This window comes from Delftia sp. ZNC0008 (assembly GCF_000799035.1).
Taxonomy (GTDB): domain Bacteria; phylum Pseudomonadota; class Gammaproteobacteria; order Burkholderiales; family Burkholderiaceae_C; genus Comamonas; species Comamonas tsuruhatensis.
The window spans coordinates 1-19,644 of sequence record NZ_JTKZ01000821.1 but is presented as its reverse complement, the minus strand read 5'-3'; the positions used below and the strand labels follow the sequence as shown (position 1 = coordinate 19,644).

General features: G+C 64.5%; 15 protein-coding genes, 2 tRNA genes and 1 pseudogene. 1 reads left to right on the top strand and 17 read right to left on the bottom strand.

The window, feature by feature from the left end; all coding sequences use genetic code 11:
* Positions 1 to 687: NnrS family protein (locus tag L995_RS26240; protein ID WP_047474243.1), on the bottom strand; the 687-nt coding region annotated here is incomplete at its 3' end.
* Positions 688 to 806: 119 nt separating this feature from the next.
* On the opposite strand from L995_RS26240, the gene L995_RS26235 reads away from it, so the two are divergent.
* Positions 807 to 1,136: a cupin domain-containing protein gene (locus L995_RS26235; protein WP_012202449.1), complete on the top strand. Its 330-nt coding sequence runs from the start codon at positions 807 to 809 to the stop codon at positions 1,134 to 1,136.
* A 103-nt stretch (positions 1,137 to 1,239) separates the two neighbouring features.
* Here the strand turns inward: L995_RS26235 and L995_RS26230 are convergent.
* The 16 genes and pseudogenes from L995_RS26230 to L995_RS32450 all read right to left on the bottom strand — a co-directional run.
* Positions 1,240 to 1,315 (bottom strand) — tRNA-Phe (locus L995_RS26230).
* A gap of 66 nt (positions 1,316 to 1,381) precedes the next feature.
* Positions 1,382 to 2,056, bottom strand: a complete 675-nt coding sequence (locus tag L995_RS26225) for a response regulator (RefSeq protein ID WP_016450397.1) — start codon at positions 2,054 to 2,056, stop codon at positions 1,382 to 1,384.
* 41 nt (positions 2,057 to 2,097) lie between these two features.
* Positions 2,098 to 4,440 (bottom strand): sensor histidine kinase, encoded by a 2,343-nt coding sequence (locus tag L995_RS26220; RefSeq protein ID WP_016450396.1) that lies wholly within the window; start codon positions 4,438 to 4,440, stop codon positions 2,098 to 2,100.
* Complete coding sequence (locus tag L995_RS26215) at positions 4,437 to 5,120, bottom strand: DUF4390 domain-containing protein (RefSeq protein ID WP_016450395.1); 684 nt, start codon at positions 5,118 to 5,120, stop codon at positions 4,437 to 4,439. The genes L995_RS26220 and L995_RS26215 overlap by 4 nt, the downstream gene beginning before the upstream one ends.
* The gene (rsmB, locus tag L995_RS26210) at positions 5,065 to 6,462 is read right to left on the bottom strand and encodes a 16S rRNA (cytosine(967)-C(5))-methyltransferase RsmB (protein ID WP_017406280.1); all 1,398 of its coding nucleotides are present in this window, start codon (positions 6,460 to 6,462) and stop codon (positions 5,065 to 5,067) included. The genes L995_RS26215 and rsmB overlap by 56 nt, the downstream gene beginning before the upstream one ends.
* Entirely contained in the window at positions 6,459 to 7,088 is a 630-nt protein-coding gene (locus tag L995_RS26205) for a LemA protein (RefSeq protein ID WP_047474237.1), read from the bottom strand. The genes rsmB and L995_RS26205 overlap by 4 nt, the downstream gene beginning before the upstream one ends.
* A 255-nt stretch (positions 7,089 to 7,343) precedes the next feature.
* Entirely contained in the window at positions 7,344 to 11,573 is a 4,230-nt protein-coding gene (rpoC, locus tag L995_RS26200; RefSeq protein ID WP_016450392.1) for a DNA-directed RNA polymerase subunit beta', read from the bottom strand.
* A 23-nt stretch (positions 11,574 to 11,596) separates the two neighbouring features.
* Positions 11,597 to 15,709, bottom strand: coding sequence for a DNA-directed RNA polymerase subunit beta (gene rpoB, locus L995_RS26195; protein WP_016450391.1), 4,113 nt, complete (start codon positions 15,707 to 15,709; stop codon positions 11,597 to 11,599).
* A gap of 277 nt (positions 15,710 to 15,986) precedes the next feature.
* Entirely contained in the window at positions 15,987 to 16,364 is a 378-nt protein-coding gene (gene rplL, locus L995_RS26190) for a 50S ribosomal protein L7/L12 (protein ID WP_012202441.1), read from the bottom strand.
* A gap of 37 nt (positions 16,365 to 16,401) precedes the next feature.
* Entirely contained in the window at positions 16,402 to 16,929 is a 528-nt protein-coding gene (rplJ, locus tag L995_RS26185) for a 50S ribosomal protein L10 (RefSeq protein WP_016450390.1), read from the bottom strand.
* A 226-nt stretch (positions 16,930 to 17,155) separates the two neighbouring features.
* A complete protein-coding gene (gene rplA, locus L995_RS26180; RefSeq protein ID WP_016450389.1) occupies positions 17,156 to 17,851 on the bottom strand; it encodes a 50S ribosomal protein L1 in 696 nt (231 codons plus the stop codon).
* Positions 17,852 to 18,283: a 50S ribosomal protein L11 gene (gene rplK / locus L995_RS26175; protein WP_012202438.1), complete on the bottom strand. Its 432-nt coding sequence runs from the start codon at positions 18,281 to 18,283 to the stop codon at positions 17,852 to 17,854.
* 140 nt (positions 18,284 to 18,423) lie between these two features.
* Entirely contained in the window at positions 18,424 to 19,008 is a 585-nt protein-coding gene (gene nusG / locus L995_RS26170; RefSeq protein WP_047474235.1) for a transcription termination/antitermination protein NusG, read from the bottom strand.
* Entirely contained in the window at positions 19,008 to 19,391 is a 384-nt protein-coding gene (secE, locus tag L995_RS26165) for a preprotein translocase subunit SecE (RefSeq protein WP_012202436.1), read from the bottom strand. The genes nusG and secE overlap by 1 nt, the downstream gene beginning before the upstream one ends.
* A gap of 86 nt (positions 19,392 to 19,477) precedes the next feature.
* A tRNA-Trp gene (locus L995_RS26160) sits at positions 19,478 to 19,553 on the bottom strand.
* 9 nt (positions 19,554 to 19,562) lie between these two features.
* Positions 19,563 to 19,644, bottom strand: a pseudogene (locus L995_RS32450) (EF-Tu/IF-2/RF-3 family GTPase); the annotation flags it as partial.

Below are 19,644 nucleotides of genomic sequence, written 5' to 3'. Positions count from 1 at the left end.
CCGCGTACCCAGTTGCCACTGGCCGCTGGCCGTGTGCATGGGGATCTGCAGGCCGGACACGGCGCGCATGGCGAAGAAGGGGATCACGCGCCGCGCGATCAGCAGCGCAATCACGGCCATGCACAGCAGGCCAGCGTTGAAGCGCTGCATGAGCGCGCCGTAGTCGCCTTGCCAGATGGACCACAGGTACAGCGCATCGGCCACGCCCAGGCCCGCCAGCAACAGGGGCAGCCCGTAGTTGCGCCGGCTGCGCGCGGCATGGATGGCGCGGCCCAGCGCCAGCGCGGCCCAGGCGAAGAAGGCGGTCTCGCACAGCGCGGCGACCGCAAAGGCCTGCGGCCCCGGCAGCAAGAAGCCTGCGCGGGCCACCAGCCACAGCAGGCACAGCGCGCCCAATGCCCGGCCCTGCAGGGGGTTGCGCCCTGTCCAGTTGCTGCCCGCCGTGAACAGAAAGCCCACGGCGATGGTGGCCACGAAGGCCCACAGCATCTCGTGCGCGTGCCAGAACACGCCGGGCATGCGCCCCGCGATCCACTGCGGAGCATGGACCCACAGCGCCACCGACAGCGCGGCCCAGAGGCAGCCCAGCAGGTACAGCGGCCGAAATCCCAATTCGAGGAATGCCGTCCATTGCGGCGCCGGCTCCCGGGTTCTCAGGGGTTCCTCCAGCTCCATCCATTGCGCCATGATGTGCACTCCTTCCGGCCCGCTGCGCCTGCATAAGATGCATCCAGCGTACATCTTCAAGTGCACCGGCGAGGCGGCGGCGCAACCACCTTCTGACCTATATCAAGCAGGAGCCAAGCATGGCACTCGAACACGCAAAGCCACTGGAGGTCATCGCCCTGCACGCCCGCGACGGCATGCCCATCAGCACCAGCCTGATCCGAACGCCGAAGCTGCAGCTGCTGCGCCTGGTGCTGCCGCCCGGCCATGCCCTGCCCAGCCATCAGGTCCCCGGCGAGGCCACCATCCACTGCCTGGCGGGCGAGGCCGGCATTGCCACGCGCCTGGCCAGCCTGCGGCTGGTGGCCGGCTCGGTGGTGCTGGTGCCTGCCGGCGAGCTGCACGATGTGCACGCGCGCGGCGACCAGGGCTGCGTGCTGCTGGTGACGATTGCGGGCGCGAACGACTGAAGGCGGCCGCAACCGCCGCACAGGCAGGATCACGCATTGCCTGAGGCACAAAGAAAAACGGACTGCTTCTTGCGAAGCAGTCCGTAATCTTTTTCACTGTATTTGGTGGCCTGGGACGGAATCGAACCGCCGACACAAGGATTTTCAATCCTCTGCTCTACCGACTGAGCTACCGGGCCGAGAACTAGATTATATGCAGGATTTTTTGACCCAAAAACGAAAAAGCCAAAATTCCTTCAAAAAGTCTATCCGCGCTTGTTGCGGCCCAGGTCCACGCCCAGCTGGCGCAGCTTGCGGTACAGGTGGGTGCGCTCCAGGCCGGTCTTCTCGGCCACGCGGGTCATGGAGCCGCCTTCGCGCGCCAGGTGGAACTCGAAGTAGGCCTTCTCGAAACCGTCGCGCGCCTCGCGCAGGGGGCGGTCCAGATCGAAACCCTGGTGTGCATGCGGCACGTTGTTGTCCACCGGCACACGGCTGGCCGCAGGCGTGACGACGGCTGCGATGTCGGCGGGCTCGGCCACTGCGGCAGGTGCTGCAGCCGGCGCCTGGCTGGCGGCATTGCGCGCCAGGCCCTGCTCCACCGCCTTGAGCAGCTTCTGCATGGTGATGGGCTTTTCCAGGAAGGACAGCGCACCGATGCGCGTGGCCTCCACCGCCGTCTCGATGGTGGCGTGGCCGCTCATCATGATGACCGGCATGGTCAGCTGGCCCGCCGAGGCCCATTCCTTGAGCAGCGATACGCCATCGGTGTCGGGCATCCAGATGTCGAGCAGCACGAGGTCGTAGGTGTTGGAGGCGCGCGCCGTGCGCGCCTGGCCGGCGTTCTCGGCCACGTCCACACTATGACCTTCGTCGTTGAGGATTTCCGACAACAAATCCCGGATCCCCAGTTCGTCGTCGACCACCAGTATGTTTGCCATGTGTCTTAAGCCTATGTGCTGAGGCGCGGGGGGCGTCAGGCCTATCCTGTACGCTCAGGCGCAAATGATAGCGACACTTGCGCACCTTGAATCACCCCGCCGTCGTCCCTGTTGCCCAGGTCGATGCGGGCGCCATGCTCGTCTGCGATTTTCTTGACCACGGCCAGGCCCAGTCCGGTGCCCCGCGCCTTGGTCGTGACATAGGGCTCGAAGGCCCGTTGAAGGATGTTGGCCGCGAAGCCCGTGCCGCTGTCGCTGATGCTCAGGCGCACGCGGCGCGTGGACTCATTCCAGCGCGTCTCTATGGTCACGGGGCCGGGGGGCTGGCCGCTTTCCTGCGCACGCTGGGCCGTGGCGTCCTGGGCATTCTGCAAAAGATTGTGAATGACCTGGCGCAGTTGCTGGCCATCGCCGGAAATCGGCGGGCATTGCGGGTCCAGCACACACTCCACGCGCACTTCGGCGTTCTCTTCACCGTACAGCTGCAGCACGTCGGTCACCAGCGCGTTGAGGTCCAGCGACTGCAGATTGGCGGCAGGCAGGCGCGCGTAGTCGCGGAATTCATCGACCAGGCGCTTCATGGCGCCGACCTGATCGACGATGGTCTTGACGGACTTGGCCAGCAGCGCCTGGTCAGCCGGCTGCAGCTTGTCGGTCAGCCGCATGGCCATGCGCTCGGCCGACAGCTGGATGGGCGTGAGCGGGTTCTTGATCTCATGGGCCACGCGGCGCGCGACCTCGCCCCAGGCCTGGGCGCGCTGGGCCGAGACGATCTCGGAGATGTCGTCGAAGACCAGCAGCCGCTGCGCATCGGGCAGTTCCGCACCGCGCATGACCAGGGTGGTGGTGTGCTGGATGACGCCGCCATCGGTGGAGGCATGCAGCTCATGCACCAGTTGCCAGCGATCGCGCCCCTGCTCGCCCAGGAAGAGCGCGAACTGCTCCTGCACGACTTCGCCGAACTGCTCCAGCCCCGGCACCTGGGACAGCGCCCGTCCTTCATGGACGGCCATGGGCGCGCGCAGTATGCGCGTGGCCCCGGGATTGCTCAGGACGATGGCGCCCCGCGCGTCCAGCACGATGACGCCCGATGTGAGGTTGTCGAGGATGGTCTGCAGGTTGCCGCGTGCGGCATCGAGCTGGCCCATGCTGCGGTTGGCCTCGGCGCGCGCGTCGGCCAGTTGCTGGGTCATGAGCGCGAAGGAGCGCGTGAGCCCGCCGATCTCGTCGCGCGTCTGCAGCGCCGGCTTGGGCCGCAGGTCGCCGCGCGCCACGTCGCGCATGCCCTGGGCCAGCAGCAGCAGCGGCCTGGCCAGCTGGTTGCCCAGCACGATGGCCAGCACCACGGCGCCGAAGACCGCCAGGAACAGGCTGAGCGTGAGCGTGCCTATGTACATGCGCTGCAGGCCGCCGCGTGCCAGCGCGCGCTCCTGGTATTCGCGGTTGGCGGCCTGCACGGCAAGGGCGTTGGTCACCAGCGCCTGCGGCAGTGCAATGGTGGCCTGCAAATAACGCGGCTCGGTCAGCAGTCCCACGCTGGGGTTGGGAACCACGGCCAGCGTGCGGACCTGGGCATTCGGCGCTGTGGCACCCGGCTGGGCCGTGCCGTCGTCGTCCAGTCCTTCGATGCTGGCCACGGCGCGCTGCTCGCGCAGCGAGCGCAGCATTTGCGCGCTGGGGCGTTCGGGCTGCAGGTTGAAGCGCGACTGGCCTGCGCTGGCAACCGCGCGCAAGCCAGCCAGCTCGCCACTGCGCGGCACCGGCGCCGGACCCACGACGGCGATTTCGGAGGCGCTCCACAGCACGACATCGGTGGCCCCCAACTGGTCGCGCACGCGCTCCAGGATCAGCGCGGCGCCCGCATCGGAGACCTGGGACAGCTGGGCGCCTGCGGTGCGCGTGTTGTTGGCCATGTCGTTGGCCACGGTCTCCAGCGTGGAGCTGGCCAGGCTCACGCCTGCCGACAGCGCACCCTCGACCTGCACGTCGAACCAGCTCTCGATGGAGCGCGAGACGAACTGGTAGGAAACGATGTAGATCAGCAGGCCCGGCACCAGTCCCACCAGCGTGAAGATGCCGGCCAGCTTGAGCAGCAGGCGGCTGCCGAAGCGCCCCCGCTGCAGGCGTATGGCCAGGCGGATGCCGCCCCAGACCAGGATGGCCAGCAGCAGACCGGCCACGACCACGTTGGCGGCGAACAGCCAGTTGTAGTTGCGCTCGTAGTCCAGCCGGTTGTTGGTGGCCAGGGTCAGCAGGAACAGCAGCAGCACGCCGACCAGCCCCATGAGACCGGCGCCCACGCCCACGGCCCAGCGCGTGCCGCGCGACAGGCCGGCCGAGGCCGGCAGGGCCATGCGTTCGTCGGCGTCGGTGTCCCGGTTCATGGCGCGTCTTCCAGCATCTGGGCGCGCGACAGCTGCAGGTTCCAGCCCGAGCGGCCCAGCGCACCGATCTGCAACGGCCTTGGCAGCTGGGACAGGTCGATGCGAAAGCGCAGCTGCACCGAGACACCCGACTGCGTGGGTGCCGTGTCCATGATTTTCCAGCGCGAGATGCGCCGCATGGAGGACAGCGCATCTTCCAGGGTCTCGAAGGTCTGGCCCAGGGCCAGCCCCAGCCCGGCGCTGGAGAAGGGGGTATTGGAGATGTGCAGGCGCCAGCGGCGTGTCAGCGGCTGATGGCTGAGGCGGTAGTGGCGGCTGGCGGTGGCCAGTTGCTGATCGGACCAGTACCAGCGCTCACGCTGGACCTGGGCCTCGGCCACGAAGTACATGGGAATGCCCTGGCGCAGCGCGTCGTCGATCTGGTAGGGCAACTCGAACTGGAGATTGGCGGACAGCAGCAGACCATCATCGGAGCGCTCGAGCTGCATGGATCCGATCTCGGCGGTCAGCGCATCGGCCCTGGCCTGCAGGCCCAGGCCGGCCAGCACGGCGGCCAGCACAAGTGCCCCGGCCAGCCGCGCCAGCAGGCGCAGCCAGGCTGGCGACCTGGTCCGGGGACGGGGGTCAGCGCGTCTTTTGCAGCAAGGCGTAGAAGAAGCCGTCGTGGTCACCCAAAGCATTGTCAGCCAGCATGCCGGCTTTGTAGTCCTTGCCCGGGATTAAATGCCCCGGCGCCGGCAGTGTTCGCGCCTCACTGTTGCGTGCAACAAACGCTTGAACCTGTGCCTCGCCCTCTTGCCTGAAGACCGAGCAGGTGCAGTACAGCAGGCGCCCGCCAGGCTGCAGCAGGGGCCACAGGGTGTCGAGCAGCCGGGACTGGATCTGGGCCAGCTGGTGCACATCGCTTTCGCGGCGCAGCCAGCGCACGTCGGGCTGGCGCCGCACGATGCCCGAGGCCGTGCAGGGCGCGTCCAGCAAGATGGCGTCGAACAGCTGGCCGCCGCATTGCGCCTCGAACCACTGCGCAGGCTGGGACGCATCGGCCACGACCACTTGCGCCTGCAACTGCAGCCTTCCCAGCGTGTCCTCGATGCGCGCGGCGCGCTCGGCGTCTATCTCCAGCGCCGTGACCTGCAGGGTCTGCGGCGCTGCGTATTCCAGCAGGTGGGCCGTCTTGCCACCGGGGGCGGCGCAGGCATCAAGTATCCGCAACGCTCGGCCGGCGGGCTGCTCCAGCCCTTGCAGCAGCAGCGGTGCGGCCAGTTGCGCCGCCGCATCCTGCACGGAGGCCAGACCCTGGTCGAAGCCCGGCAGGGATTGCACGGGCAAGGCCTGCTGCAGTTGCAGGCCGCTGTCGGCCACGGCAAGCGATGGCACGTCCATGGCCTGCAGCGCCGCCTGGTACTGCGCGCGGTCTGCCCTTTGGCGATTGACGCGCAGCGTCATCGGCGGCTGCTCGTTGTTGGCCTGCAGGATGGCCTGCCAGTGATCGGGATGGTCCTTGCGCAGGCGGGCAATCCACCAGGCGGGATGGTTCCAGACCGCCTGCGGCTGGGCTTCGGTGGCGGCGACCAGGGCATCGCGCTCGCGCAGAAAGCGGCGCAGGCAGGCGTTGACAAAGCCGGACTGCGCGCGGGTCGGCCCCTGCTTGGCCGCTTCCACGGCCTGGTTGACCAGGGTGAACGGCGGGTATGGCGCGCGAGATTCATCCCAGGCCAAGGCCAGGGCGGTGTTCAGCAACGCGCTGACGCGCGGCGGCGGGTTGCGCGAGGCCAGCTGCTTTTGCAGCGCCTGGGCACGGCCCAGCTGGCGCAGCACCTGGAACAGCAGGGCCTGCACACCGGGACGCAGCGGCTGCGGCACACGCGCCAGCACGCTGCGGCTGGACTGGCCTTCGAGCACGGCCTGCAGGCATTGGGCGACGGCGTCGAGCTGCTGCCAAAGAGGAGGTGCGGCCGGTGCGGCATGCGCCTGCGAGGGCGCCGCAGCGCGGCGCGGGGAAGAATGCGTGCGTTGGTTCATGTTCCACTTTCCTGCACCTTGCTGGGCGCAGGTTCGACCAGCAGGCTGCGCACCGGGCGAAAGCCCAGCAGCCAGGCCAGCAGCCTGGCCGGATATTGCGCGATGGCGGCGTTGTAGCGCTCGGCCGCGGCGTTGAATTGCTGCAGTCCCAGGCGGTTGCGCACCTGGTGCTCGGTCCAGCGCTGCTGCCAGGGCTGCAGCGGATCGGGGTCCGGCGACGGGGCATCTGATGGCGCAGTGCCAGTGCCAGCGGCGCCGGTGCCGGTGTCAACGGCGACCTTGGTCATGGCCTGCCAGGCCACCTCCAGCGCCGAGCAGGCATGCTCCAGCGAGGCCAGCGCGCTCTCGCGCAGCGGCCGGCCACGGGCATCGACCAGCGCCGCCTGCAACTGCGCGGCGGTCTGGTGCAGCGCGGCCTGGGCATGCACAAGGGCGGGGCTTTGGCCTTCGCCCTTGGGCTGTGCCTCGAAGGCCTGCAGCATGGCATGCCACTGGCCCAGGTATGCATCGAGCGTACCGAACTGCTGCACGCAGCCGCTGCGCAGCCGGGCCAGCCGGTTGTATGCGCCGACGGCCCAGAACACCAGCAGTGCCAGCAGCATCCATTCAAGAGACAAGGACCACATCGTCTGCAATGGCCCGGCCGGAAGCTGGTCCGGCCGAACTCTGGTTATTCCCAAAGAAAAACGCTCCCGCCTGCGCAGGGCAGGCCGGGAGCGTCACATCATCAAGCACTTGCGCCATGCACTGCTCTAAGAGACAGCATGTCCCAACAAGAGGGACGCCGAGCAAGGGCCGCCCCCGCAGCGAGGGCGTCGTCCCCCTCCCGCGTAGCGAGAGAGGGGCAAGCGGCACAGCCGCTCAGGGGGTGACACCGCCTATCAGTCAGCGGAAGCGTCACCGGCGACGGCAGCCACGCCAGCGTCGTCGTCAGCCATCACACCGGCCAGTTCGGCCGCTTCGGCGTCGGCGATGGCGCGGCGCTCTGCGTCGTCCATGGCGTCCTTGGCCTTGCGCGCCTGGTGGTATGCCAGACCCGTACCGGCGGGGATCAGGCGACCCACGATGACGTTTTCCTTCAGGCCACGCAGCTCGTCGCGCTTGCCCATGATGGCAGCCTCGGTGAGCACGCGGGTCGTTTCCTGGAACGACGCGGCAGAGATGAAGGAGTCGGTCGACAGCGATGCCTTGGTAATACCCAGCAGCACGTTGGAGTACGTGGCAGGGATCTTGCCTTCGCGCTGCAGCGCCTCGTTGGTATTGAGGATCTCCGAACGCTCGACCTGCTCGCCAGCGATGTAGGTCGAGTCGCCGGTGTTCTCGACCACGACGCGGCGCAGCATCTGGCGAACGATCACCTCGATGTGCTTGTCGTTGATCTTCACACCCTGCAGGCGGTAGACGTCCTGCACTTCATCGACGATGTAGCGCGACAGCTCCTCGATGCCCAGCAGGCGCAGGATGTCCTGCGGATCGGCCGGGCCGTCGACGATGGACTCACCCTTGTTGACCACCTGGCCTTCGTGCACCAGGATGTTCTTTTCCTTGGGCACGAGTTCTTCCCAGACCTTGCCATCCAGATCAGTGATCTGCATGCGCACCTTGCCCTTGGTTTCCTTGCCGAAGGAAATGGTGCCGGTCATCTCGGCCAGCGTGCCCTTGTCCTTGGGCGTGCGGGCTTCGAACAGCTCGGCCACGCGGGGCAGACCGCCGGTAATGTCGCGGGTCTTCTGGCCTTCGACAGGGATACGGGCCAGCACTTCGCCGGGGCCCACGTCCTGGCCGTCACGCACCTGGATCAGCGCGCCGACCTGGAAGCCGATCGTCACCGAGTGGTCGGTGCCGGGGATCTTGACTTCCTGGTTGTTGGCATCGATCAGCTTGACCTGAGGACGCACGACCTTGGCAGAGCCACGGCGCTTGGGATCGATCACCACCAGCGTGGACAGGCCGGTCACTTCGTCGACCTGCTTGGCCACGGTCAGGCCCTCTTCCACATTCTCGAAGCGCACCTGGCCGGCGTACTCGGTAATGATGGGTCGGGTCAGCGGATCCCAGTTGGCCAGGATCAGACCAGCCTTGACCTGCTGGTCGGGCCTGACGGTCAGCACGGCACCGTAGGGCACCTTGTGGCGCTCACGCTCGCGGCCGTTGTCGCTGATGACGATTTCGCCCGAACGCGAAATCACGACCAGCTCACCCTTGGTGTTGCTGACGTAGCGCATCGTGCTGTTGAAGCTGATGGAGCCGTTGGACTTGGCTTCCACGCTCGAGGCGATGGCAGCGCGCGAAGCGGCACCACCGATGTGGAAGGTACGCATGGTCAGCTGCGTGCCGGGCTCGCCGATGGACTGGGCGGCGATCACACCCACGGCTTCGCCGAGGTTGATCAGGCCGCCGCGGCCCAGGTCGCGGCCGTAGCACTTGGCGCACAGGCCGTAGCGGGTCTCGCAGGTCAGCGCGGTGCGGACCTTGATCTCGTCCACGCCTTGCGATTCCAGCTCGTCGATCACGTCTTCGTTGAGCAGCGTGCCTGCGGGCAGCAGCACGGCCAGCGTCTCGGGATGCACGACGTCCTCGGCCGTGGTACGGCCCAGCACGCGGTCGCGCAGCGATTCGATGACTTCACCGCCTTCGACGATGGCGCGCATCAGTGCGCCATTGCTCGTGCCGCAATCGTCCTCGTTGACCACCAGATCCTGCGTCACGTCCACCAGACGACGCGTCAGGTAGCCGGAGTTGGCCGTCTTCAACGCCGTGTCGGCCAGACCCTTTCGGGCGCCGTGGGTGGAGATGAAGTACTGCAGAACGTTCAGGCCTTCACGGAAGTTCGCCGTAATGGGCGTCTCGATGATGGAGCCGTCAGGCTTGGCCATCAGGCCACGCATGCCGGCCAGCTGGCGGATCTGCGCGGCCGAGCCGCGGGCGCCGGAGTCGGCCATCATGTAGATGGCGTTGAACGATTCCTGCTCGACTTCGTTGCCGTGGCGGTCAATGACCTTTTCCTTGGCCAGCTGGGCCATCATGACCTTGGAGACTTCGTCGCCGGCCTTGCCCCAGATGTCCACCACCTTGTTGTAGCGCTCGCCAGCGGTCACGAGACCGGAGACGTACTGCTGTTCGATCTCCTTCACCTCGGCTTCGGCACGGCCGATGATCTCGGCCTTTTGCGGCGGCACCAGCATGTCGCCGATGGCGATCGAGATGCCGGCGTGCGTGGACAGGCGGAAGCCGTTTTGCAGCAGCTTGTCGGCAAACACCACCGTGGCCTTCAGACCGCACTTGCGGAACGAGGCATTGATGAGCTTGGAGATCTCCTTCTTCTTGAGCGCCTTGTTCATGTGGCTGAACGGCAGGCCCTTGGGAAGGATCTCGGACATCAGGGCGCGGCCCACGGTGGTTTCCACCAGGCTGGTCGAAGGCTCGAACTCGCCGGAGTCCTTGTTCTTCGTCCACTCGGTCAGGCGAACGCTGATCTTGGCGGCCAGCTCGACCTGCTCGGCGTCCAGCGCGCGCTGCACTTCGCCGATGTCGGCGAAGACCATGCCCTCGCCCTTGCCGTTGATGCGCTCGCGCGTCGCGTGGTACAGACCCAGCACCACGTCCTGCGAAGGAACGATGGAGGGCTCGCCCGATGCGGGAAACAGCACGTTGTTGGAGGCCAGCATCAGCGTGCGGGCTTCCATCTGTGCTTCCACCGACAGCGGAACGTGGACGGCCATCTGGTCACCGTCGAAGTCGGCGTTGAAGGCCGCGCAGACGAGCGGGTGCAGCTGGATGGCCTTGCCTTCGATCAGGATGGGCTCGAAGGCCTGGATGCCCAGGCGGTGCAGCGTGGGAGCACGGTTCAGCATGACCGGGTGCTCCTTGATGACCTCTTCGAGGATGTCCCACACCACGGGCGTGCCGGATTCCACTTCCTTCTTCGCCGCCTTGATGGTGGTGGCGATGCCGCGCTGCTCGAGCTGCGCGAAGATGAAGGGCTTGAACAGTTCCAGCGCCATCAGCTTGGGCAGACCGCACTGGTGCAGCTTGAGGTACGGACCCACCGTGATCACGGAACGGCCCGAGTAGTCCACGCGCTTGCCCAGCAAGTTCTGGCGGAAACGGCCGCTCTTGCCCTTGATCATGTCGGCCAGCGACTTCAGGGCACGCTTGTTGGCGCCCGTCATGGCCTTGCCACGGCGGCCGTTGTCCAGCAGCGAGTCCACTGCTTCCTGCAGCATGCGCTTTTCGTTGCGCGCGATGATTTCCGGAGCCTTCAGCTCCAGCAGGCGGCGCAGACGCGAGTTGCGGTTGATGACGCGGCGGTACAGGTCGTTCAGGTCGGACGTTGCGAAGCGGCCGCCGTCCAGTGGCACCAGCGGACGCAGGTCCGGGGGCAGCACGGGCAGCACTTCCATGACCATCCAGCCCGGCTTGATGCCGGACTTCTTGAACGCTTCCAGCAGCTTCAGGCGCTTGGCGTTCTTCTTGACCTTGACTTCGGAGCCGGTCAGGTCGCCGCGCAGGCGCTCGGTCTCGACGTCGATGTCGATGCCTTCGAGCAGGTCCTTGATGCCTTCGGCGCCCATCTTGGCTTCGAACTCGTCACCGTACTCGGTGCGCTTGGCCTCGTAGTCGTCCTCGGTCATGATGCTGAACTTCTTCAGCGGGGTCATGCCGGGGTCGGTCACCACGTAGGCTTCGAAGTACAGCACGCGCTCGATGTCGCGCAGCGTCATGTCGAGCACCAGGCCCAGACGCGACGGCAGCGACTTCAGGAACCAGATGTGGGCGCAGGGCGCAGCCAGGTCGATGTGGCCCATGCGCTCGCGGCGCACCTTGGTCTGGGTCACTTCGACGCCGCACTTCTCGCAGATCACGCCGCGGTGCTTGAGGCGCTTGTACTTGCCGCAGAGGCACTCGTAGTCCTTGATGGGGCCAAAGATCTTGGCGCAGAACAGACCATCGCGCTCGGGCTTGAACGTGCGGTAGTTGATGGTCTCGGGCTTCTTCACCTCGCCGAAGGACCAGGAACGGATCTTCTCGGGAGAAGCCAGACCGATCTTGATGGCATCGAAATGCTCATCGGGCGTGAATTGCTTGAACAGGTCGAGTAGAGATTTCATAAGACTCTTTCCCTTTTCAATATTTAAGAACGCTCAAGCTCGATGTCGAGGCCCAGGGAGCGGATTTCCTTGACCAGCACGTTGAACGACTCGGGCATGCCTGCCTCGATGGCGTGCTCGCCCTTGACGATGGATTCGTACACCTTGGTACGGCCCACCACGTCGTCGGACTTCACGGTCAGCATTTCCTGCAGCACATAGGCGGCGCCGTAGGCTTCCAGCGCCCACACTTCCATTTCCCCGAAACGCTGGCCGCCGAACTGGGCCTTGCCGCCCAGGGGCTGCTGCGTCACCAGAGAGTACGGACCCGTGGAGCGGGCGTGCATCTTGTCGTCGACCAAGTGGTGCAGCTTCAGGTAGTGCATGTAGCCGATGGTGGTCGGACGCTCGAAGCGGTCACCGGTGCGGCCGTCATACAGGTAGGCCTGCGTGCGGCTTTCGGTCAGGCCCTTGCGCTCCTTCAGCTCTTCCGGATATGCCAGATGCAGCATGTCCTGGATTTCCTGCTCGGAAGCGCCGTCGAACACCGGCGTGGCAAACGGCACGCCCGTGGTCAGCGCCTGCGCCATGGACACGATCTCGTTGTCATCGAGCTGGGCCAGGTCTTCCTTGCGGCCGCGCGAGTTGTAGATCTCTTCCATGAAGGCACGGATTTCGGCGGCACGGGCTTCCTGCTGCAGCATGTCGCCGATGCGCTGGCCCAGGCCCTTGCCGGCCCAGCCCAGATGCACTTCCAGCACCTGGCCGATGTTCATGCGCGAAGGCACGCCCAGCGGGTTCAGCACGATGTCGGCAGTGGAGCCGTCGGCCATGTAGGGCATGTCCTCGACCGGAACGATCTTGGAGACCACGCCCTTGTTGCCGTGGCGGCCGGCCATCTTGTCGCCGGGCTGCAGGCGGCGCTTGACGGCCAGGTAGACCTTGACCATCTTGAGCACGCCAGCGGGCAGCTCGTCGCCCTGGGTGAGCTTCTTGCGCTTTTCCTCGAAAGCCAGGTCGAAGCTGTGGCGCGTCTGCTCCAGCGAGTTCTTGATGGACTCGAGCTGGGTGGCGACCTCGTCCTCTGCAGGACGGATGTCGAACCAGTGGAACTTCTCCACGCCGTCCAGGTAGGCCTTGTCGATCTTGGCGCCCTTGGCCAGCTTTTGCGGGCCGCCGTTGGCCACGCGGCCATTGAGCAGCTTCTCGATACGGTCGAAGGCGTCGGCCTCGACGATGCGCAGCTGGTCGTTCAGGTCCAGGCGGTAGCGCTTGAGTTCATCGTCGATGATCTGCTGGGCACGCTTGTCGCGCTGGATGCCTTCACGGGTGAAGACCTGCACGTCGATCACGGTGCCTTGCGAGCCCTGGTCCACGCGCAGCGAGGTGTCCTTCACGTCGGAAGCCTTCTCGCCGAAGATGGCGCGCAGCAGCTTCTCTTCAGGCGTCAGCGTGGTCTCGCCCTTGGGCGTGACCTTGCCGACCAGCACATCGCCGGGCTGCACTTCCGCACCCACGTAGATGATGCCGGACTCGTCCAGGCGGTTGAGCTGCTGCTCGGACAGGTTCGGGATGTCGCGCGTGATTTCCTCGGCACCGAGCTTGGTGTCGCGGGCCATCACCACGAGTTCTTCGATATGGATCGAGGTGTAGCGGTCTTCGGCCACCACGCGCTCGTTGATCAGGATCGAATCCTCGAAGTTGTAGCCGTTCCAGGGCATGAAGGCGATCAGCATGTTCTGACCGATGGCGATTTCGCCCAGGTCGGTCGATGCGCCGTCGGCCACCACGTCACCCTTGGCCAGCTTGTCGCCACGCTTGACGATGGGACGCTGGTGGATGTTGGTGTTCTGGTTGGAACGCTGGTACTTGATGAGGTTGTAGATGTCCACGCCGACTTCGCCGGCCACGGCTTCCGCATCGTTCACGCGGACCACGATGCGCGTTGCATCGACATAGTCCACGATACCGCCGCGGGTTGCCGTCACCACGGTGCCGGAGTCCACTGCCGCCACGCGCTCGATGCCCGTGCCCACCATGGGCTTTTCGGGACGCAGCACAGGCACGGCCTGACGCGACATGTTGGCGCCCATCAATGCGCGGTTCGCGTCATCGTGCTCCAGGAACGGAATCAGCGAGGCAGCCACCGACACGATCTGTGCGGGCGACACGTCCATGTACTGAACGCGCTCGGCCGACACCAGGGTCGAATCACCCTTTTCGCGCGCCGACACCAGGTCGCCGATCAGGCGGCCTTCGGCATCCAGCTCGGCATTGGCCTGGGCGATGATGTACTTGCCTTCCTCGATGGCCGACAGGTAGTCGATCTCCATCGTGACCTTGCCGTCGGCCACGCGACGGTAAGGCGTCTCGATGAAGCCGTACTCGTTCAGGCGGGCGTACAGGGCCAGCGAATTGATCAGGCCGATGTTGGGGCCTTCAGGCGTTTCGATAGGGCAGACGCGGCCGTAGTGGGTCACGTGCACGTCGCGCACTTCGAAGCCTGCGCGCTCGCGCGTCAGACCGCCCGGGCCCAGGGCCGAGACGCGACGCTTGTGCGTGATTTCGGCCAGAGGATTGGTCTGGTCCATGAACTGCGACAGCTGCGACGCACCGAAGAATTCCTTCAGGGCGGCCGAAATCGGCTTGCTGTTGATCAGGTCATGGGGCATCAGCGGCTCTTGCTCGGCCTGACCCAGACGCTCCTTCACGGCCTTCTCGATACGTGCCAGGCCCGTGCGGTACTGGTTCTCGGCCAGTTCGCCCACGCAACGCACGCGGCGGTTGCCCAGGTGGTCGATGTCATCGACCTCGCCCTTGCCGTTGCGCAGATCCACCAGGATCTTGACCACGGCCAGGATGTCCTCGTTGGACAGCACCATGGGGCCGGTGGCGCCATCGCGGCCGACCTTGGCGTTGAACTTCATCCGGCCCACGCGCGAAAGATCGTAGGTGTCGGGGTTGTAGAACAGACGCTGGAACAGGGCCTGCACGGCGTCCTCGGTCGGCGGCTCGCCGGGGCGCATCATGCGGTAGATGGCCACGCGCGCAGCGAACTCATCGACGGTTTCGTCAGTGCGCAGGGTCTGCGAAATGTAGGCGCCCTGGTCCAGCTCGTTCGTGTAGATGCACTGCAGATCCTGGATGCCGGCGCTGCGCAGCTTCTTGAGCAGGGACTCGGTCAACTCTTCGTTGGCCTTGGCGATGATCTCGCCAGTGTCCGGATCGACGATGTTCTTGGCGACCACGCGGCCGATCAGGAAATCTTCGGGGACGCTGATGAACTTGGTGCCCGACTGCTCCAGCTCACGCGTGTGGCGAGCAGTGACGCGCTTGTCCTTGGCGACCACGACCTTGCCCGACTTGTCGGTGATGTCGAAGCGCGCGACCTCGCCGCGCAGGCGCTCGGGGACGAACTCCATCTGCGCGCCCGAATCCATGAGGCGGAAGTTGTCGTTGACGAAGAAATTGGCCAGGATCGATTCCGGCGTCAGGCCGATGGCCTTCAGCAGAATGGACACGGGCATCTTGCGACGACGGTCGACGCGGAAGAACAGCAGGTCCTTGGGGTCGAACTCGAAGTCCAGCCACGAACCGCGGTAAGGAATGATGCGTGCCGAGAACAGCAGCTTGCCCGAGCTGTGGGTCTTGCCCTTGTCGTGTTCGAAGAACACGCCAGGCGAGCGGTGCAGCTGCGAGACGATGACGCGCTCGGTGCCGTTGATGATGAACGAGCCCTTGTCGGTCATCAGGGGCACTTCGCCCATGTAGACCTCTTGCTCCTTGACTTCCTTGACCACCTTGGACTGCGAGGTCGAAGACTCACGGTCATAGATGATCAGCTGAACCTTGGCGCGCACGGCAGAGGCGAAGGTCAGACCACGGGTCTGGCACTCGCGCACATCGAAAGCAGGCTTGGCGAGGTTGTACTCGACGAACTTCATCTCCACAAAACCGTTGTGGGAGACGATGGGGAAGGCAGAGTTGAAGGCCGCTTGCAGGCCTTCGATGGTGCGTTTTTTGGGGGCTACATCTGCCTGCAAGAATGCGGTATATGCATCTTTTTGCATCTGCAGCAGGTAAGGCACTTCGAGCACGCTGTCGCGGCTCCCGAAGCTTTTGCGGATTCGCTTGCGTTCGGTGTAAGAATAGGCCATGAGATCTCCGGGCAAAGACATGAGTCCTGGGTCTGCGACGACTGCCCCACATGGAAAGCTCCCTGCGGGCTTGGCGGTTGGCCACTACCAACCATGGCTGACGGCGATGCGTTGCACATCGCCCGAACCAAGGCATCTTCTGCTGTCGGGTTGTCAGAAGACACTAGAAAACAGGCTGCTCCAGACCGCTTTCTAGTGTGCTCTATGGATACGCTCTCCACAAGCGCCAAAGGCTGGAGGCCCTTTTTCGGAGCCTCCAGCCCTTGAGGGGACTGAATTACTTCAGTTCAGCCTTGGCACCGGCTTCCACCAGCTTCTTCACAGCGGCTTCAGCGTCAGCCTTGGCAACGCCTTCCTTGACGTTCTTGGGAGCGCCGTCGACCAGGTCCTTGGCTTCCTTCAGACCCAGGCCGGTGATTTCACGCACGGCCTTGATGACGGAAACCTTGTTCGCGCCGGCTTCGGTCAGCACAACGTTGAACTCGGTCTTTTCTTCTGCAGCAGCAGCGCCGCCAGCAGCGCCACCAGCAGCGGGAGCGGCCATGGCGGCAGCGCTCACGCCGAACTTCTCTTCAATGGCCTTCACCAGGTCATTGAGTTCCAGGACCGTCATGCCGTCGAGCGCGGTCAGAAATGCGTCTTTATCGAATGCCATTTTGATTTCCTAACAATATTGGTTAACTGCCGCGCGCTCAGGCTGCGACTGCTTCGGCTGCCGGTTCTTCGGCAGAGCCTTCGCTCTTCTTTGCCGCCAGGGCGCCCAGCACAACGGCCGTACGCGAGATAGGCGACATCAGCAAGCCACACAGTTGTGCCAGCAGAACTTCCTTCGAGGGGATGTTCGCCAGTTGCTTCACACCGTTCACGTCCAGGGCCTTGCCTGCAAACGCACCACCGCGGATCACCAGCTTGTCGTTGGTTTTCGCGAAGTCGGCCACCACCTTGGCGGCAGCCACTGCGTCTTCAGAGAAGCCATAGATCAGAGGGCCGGTCATCTGGTCGGCGACAACGTCGAACTGGCTGCCAGCCACAGCACGGCGGGCCAGCGTGTTCTTCAACACGCTCAGGCTCACACCCTTGCTGCGGGCGTCAACGCGCAGTTTGGTCATGTCGGCGACCGTGATGCCGCGGTATTCCGCGATCACAAGCGTTTGAGCTTTTGCGGCGAGGCTGGTCACTTCATTGATGACCGCTTCTTTCTCACTGCGATTAAGACTCAAGGTCTACTCCTTCAAATGCACACTCGGGGCAGGCCCCTCATGCGCGCTCTTGTTGCAGCGACCAACTGTTTTGGAAATGCATCCATCTGCAGCGGGATCGCCATCTGCGTTGGCCCCTGAGGTTTAAGTGCCGCAAGGCACACCAACGGTCTTGGATGACCCGGCGCATCGCTGCGCCGGCCCACCACTGAGGCAGCCCGCAAGCCGCCTCAAGATTTCTTGGCTATCAGGCCGAGATGGTTTGCGTGTCGACGCGAACGCCCACACCCATGGTCGACGAAACAGCCACCTTGCGCAGGTACAGGCCCTTGCTCGAGGCGGGCTTGGACTTGTTCAGGGCGTCGATCAGCGCAGCCAGGTTGCCTTGCAGCTTCTCGTTGTCGAACGAGCGGCGGCCGATGGTGGCGTGGATGATGCCGGCCTTGTCGACGCGGTATTGCACCTGACCAGCCTTGGCGTTCTTCACGGCCGTGGCCACATCGGGAGTCACCGTACCCACCTTGGGGTTGGGCATCAGGCCGCGCGGGCCCAGGATCTGACCCAGCGTACCGACGACGCGCATGGCGTCGGGGGCAGCGATGACCACGTCGAAGGGCATGTCGCCAGCCTTCACGCGGGCAGCCAGGTCGTCCATGCCGACAACATCGGCGCCAGCAGCCTTGGCTTCTTCAGCCTTGGCGCCTTGGGCGAACACGGCCACGCGGGCGGTCTTGCCAGTGCCGTGGGGCAGCACGACGGCGCCACGAACCACTTGGTCAGACTTCTTGGCGTCCACGCCCAATTGCACGGCCACGTCGATGGATTCATCGAACTTGGCGGTGGCGGCTTCCTTCACCAGCGCCACGGCGTCGGCGAAAGCGTACAGCTTGGTGGACTCCACCTTGCCCTGGAGAGCCTTTTGCTTCTTGGTCAACTTGGCCATTTACACGCCCTCCACAATCACGCCCATCGAACGGGCCGAACCAGCCAGCGTACGCACGGCGGCGTCGACGTCAGCAGCGTTCATGTCCTTCAGCTTGGTGTTGGCGATCTCTTCCAGCTGAGCGCGGGTGATCTTGCCGACCTTGTTCTTCAGGGGGTTGGAGGAGCCCTTGTCCAGCTTGATGGCCTTCTTGATCAGCACAGTCGCCGGAGGCGTCTTGATGATGAAGGTGAAGCTCTTGTCGGCAAAGGCCGTGATGACCACGGGCAGGGGCAGGCCGGGCTCGACACCTTGGGTCTGGGCGTTGAACGCCTTGCAGAATTCCATGATGTTGAGGCCGCGCTGACCCAGCGCAGGACCGATCGGAGGAGAGGGATTGGCCTTACCAGCTGGCACTTGCAGCTTGATGAAGCCGACGATTTTCTTCGCCATTGAATGCTCCTTGCGGGTATAGCGCCGCCGGCCCAACCAACAATAGTTGCAGCCGGCAGCTCCCCGGGGGTTAAAAGACTCTTGCTGACACGCCCTGCACCGAGCCTAAAAATGCAGAGCCAGAGATTGTAAGCGGTAACTCAGGTTTTTTCAACCTGGGCAAATTCAAGCTCGACCGGCGTGGAGCGGCCGAAGATCATCACCGAGACGCGCAGGCGGCTCTTTTCGTAGTTGACCTCTTCGACCGAGCCATTGAAGTCCGTGAACGGGCCTTCCTTGACACGCACCAGTTCGCCGGGCATGAATTCGATCTTGTGGCGCGGCTTGTCCGTGCCTTCCTGCATCTGGCTGACGATCTTGCGCACTTCCTCTTCGGAGATCGGTGCGGGGCGGTTCTTGGCACCACCCACGAAACCCGTCACCTTGCTGGTGTGCTTGACCAGGTGCCAGGTGTCGTCGTCCATGACCATCTCGACGAACACGTAGCCAGGGAACAAGCGGCGTTCGGTGGTACGGCGCTGGCCGTTCTTCATCTCCACCACTTCCTCGGTGGGAACCAGGATGCGGCCGAACTTGGACTGCATGTCCGAACGCGCGATGCGCTCGATGATGTTGCGCTCCACGGCCTTTTCCATGCCGGAGTAGGCATGGACGATGTACCAGCGCAGATCCGGATTGGCAGGCGCTGCCCCTCCGTCGTTCACACCTGTTTCGACAGCATCCATTACTTCCTCCAGCCCAAAATCAGGTCATACAGGACCCACTCCAGCGTCTTGTCCGTGAACCACAGAAACAAGGCCATGATGACCACAAAGCCGAAGACGTACAAGGTCATCTGCATGGTCTCCTTGCGCGTCGGCCAGACGACCTTCTTGACTTCGCGCCAGGCATCCTGCGCAAAGCTGACGAAACGCTTTCCGGGCTCGGAAACAAGGAACGTGCCAGCAGCCGCAGCCAGACCGACCAGCAGCACCAGCCACTGAACGATGGGCCCTTGCTTGCTCAGCAGATAGAAACCTGCGATCGCAGCAACGACTAAAGCCGCGACTGCGGCAAGCTTGGCTTTGTCAGCTCCGGAGCTGACCGTTTCAACCTGAGTAGTGGCCATAATCCATTTCTAATGCGCATTTTTTGCGCAACGCCAAGACACCGAAGCCCGCTTTGGGGCGGGCTCGTTGCGATTCCACCATCAGGTGGCAGGGGCAGTAGGAATCGAACCTACAACCTTCGGTTTTGGAGACCGACGCTCTGCCAATTGAGCTATACCCCTACGAATCAATTAGGCAATGATCTTGGCAACCACGCCAGCGCCCACGGTACGGCCGCCTTCGCGGATAGCGAAGCGCAGACCTTCTTCCATG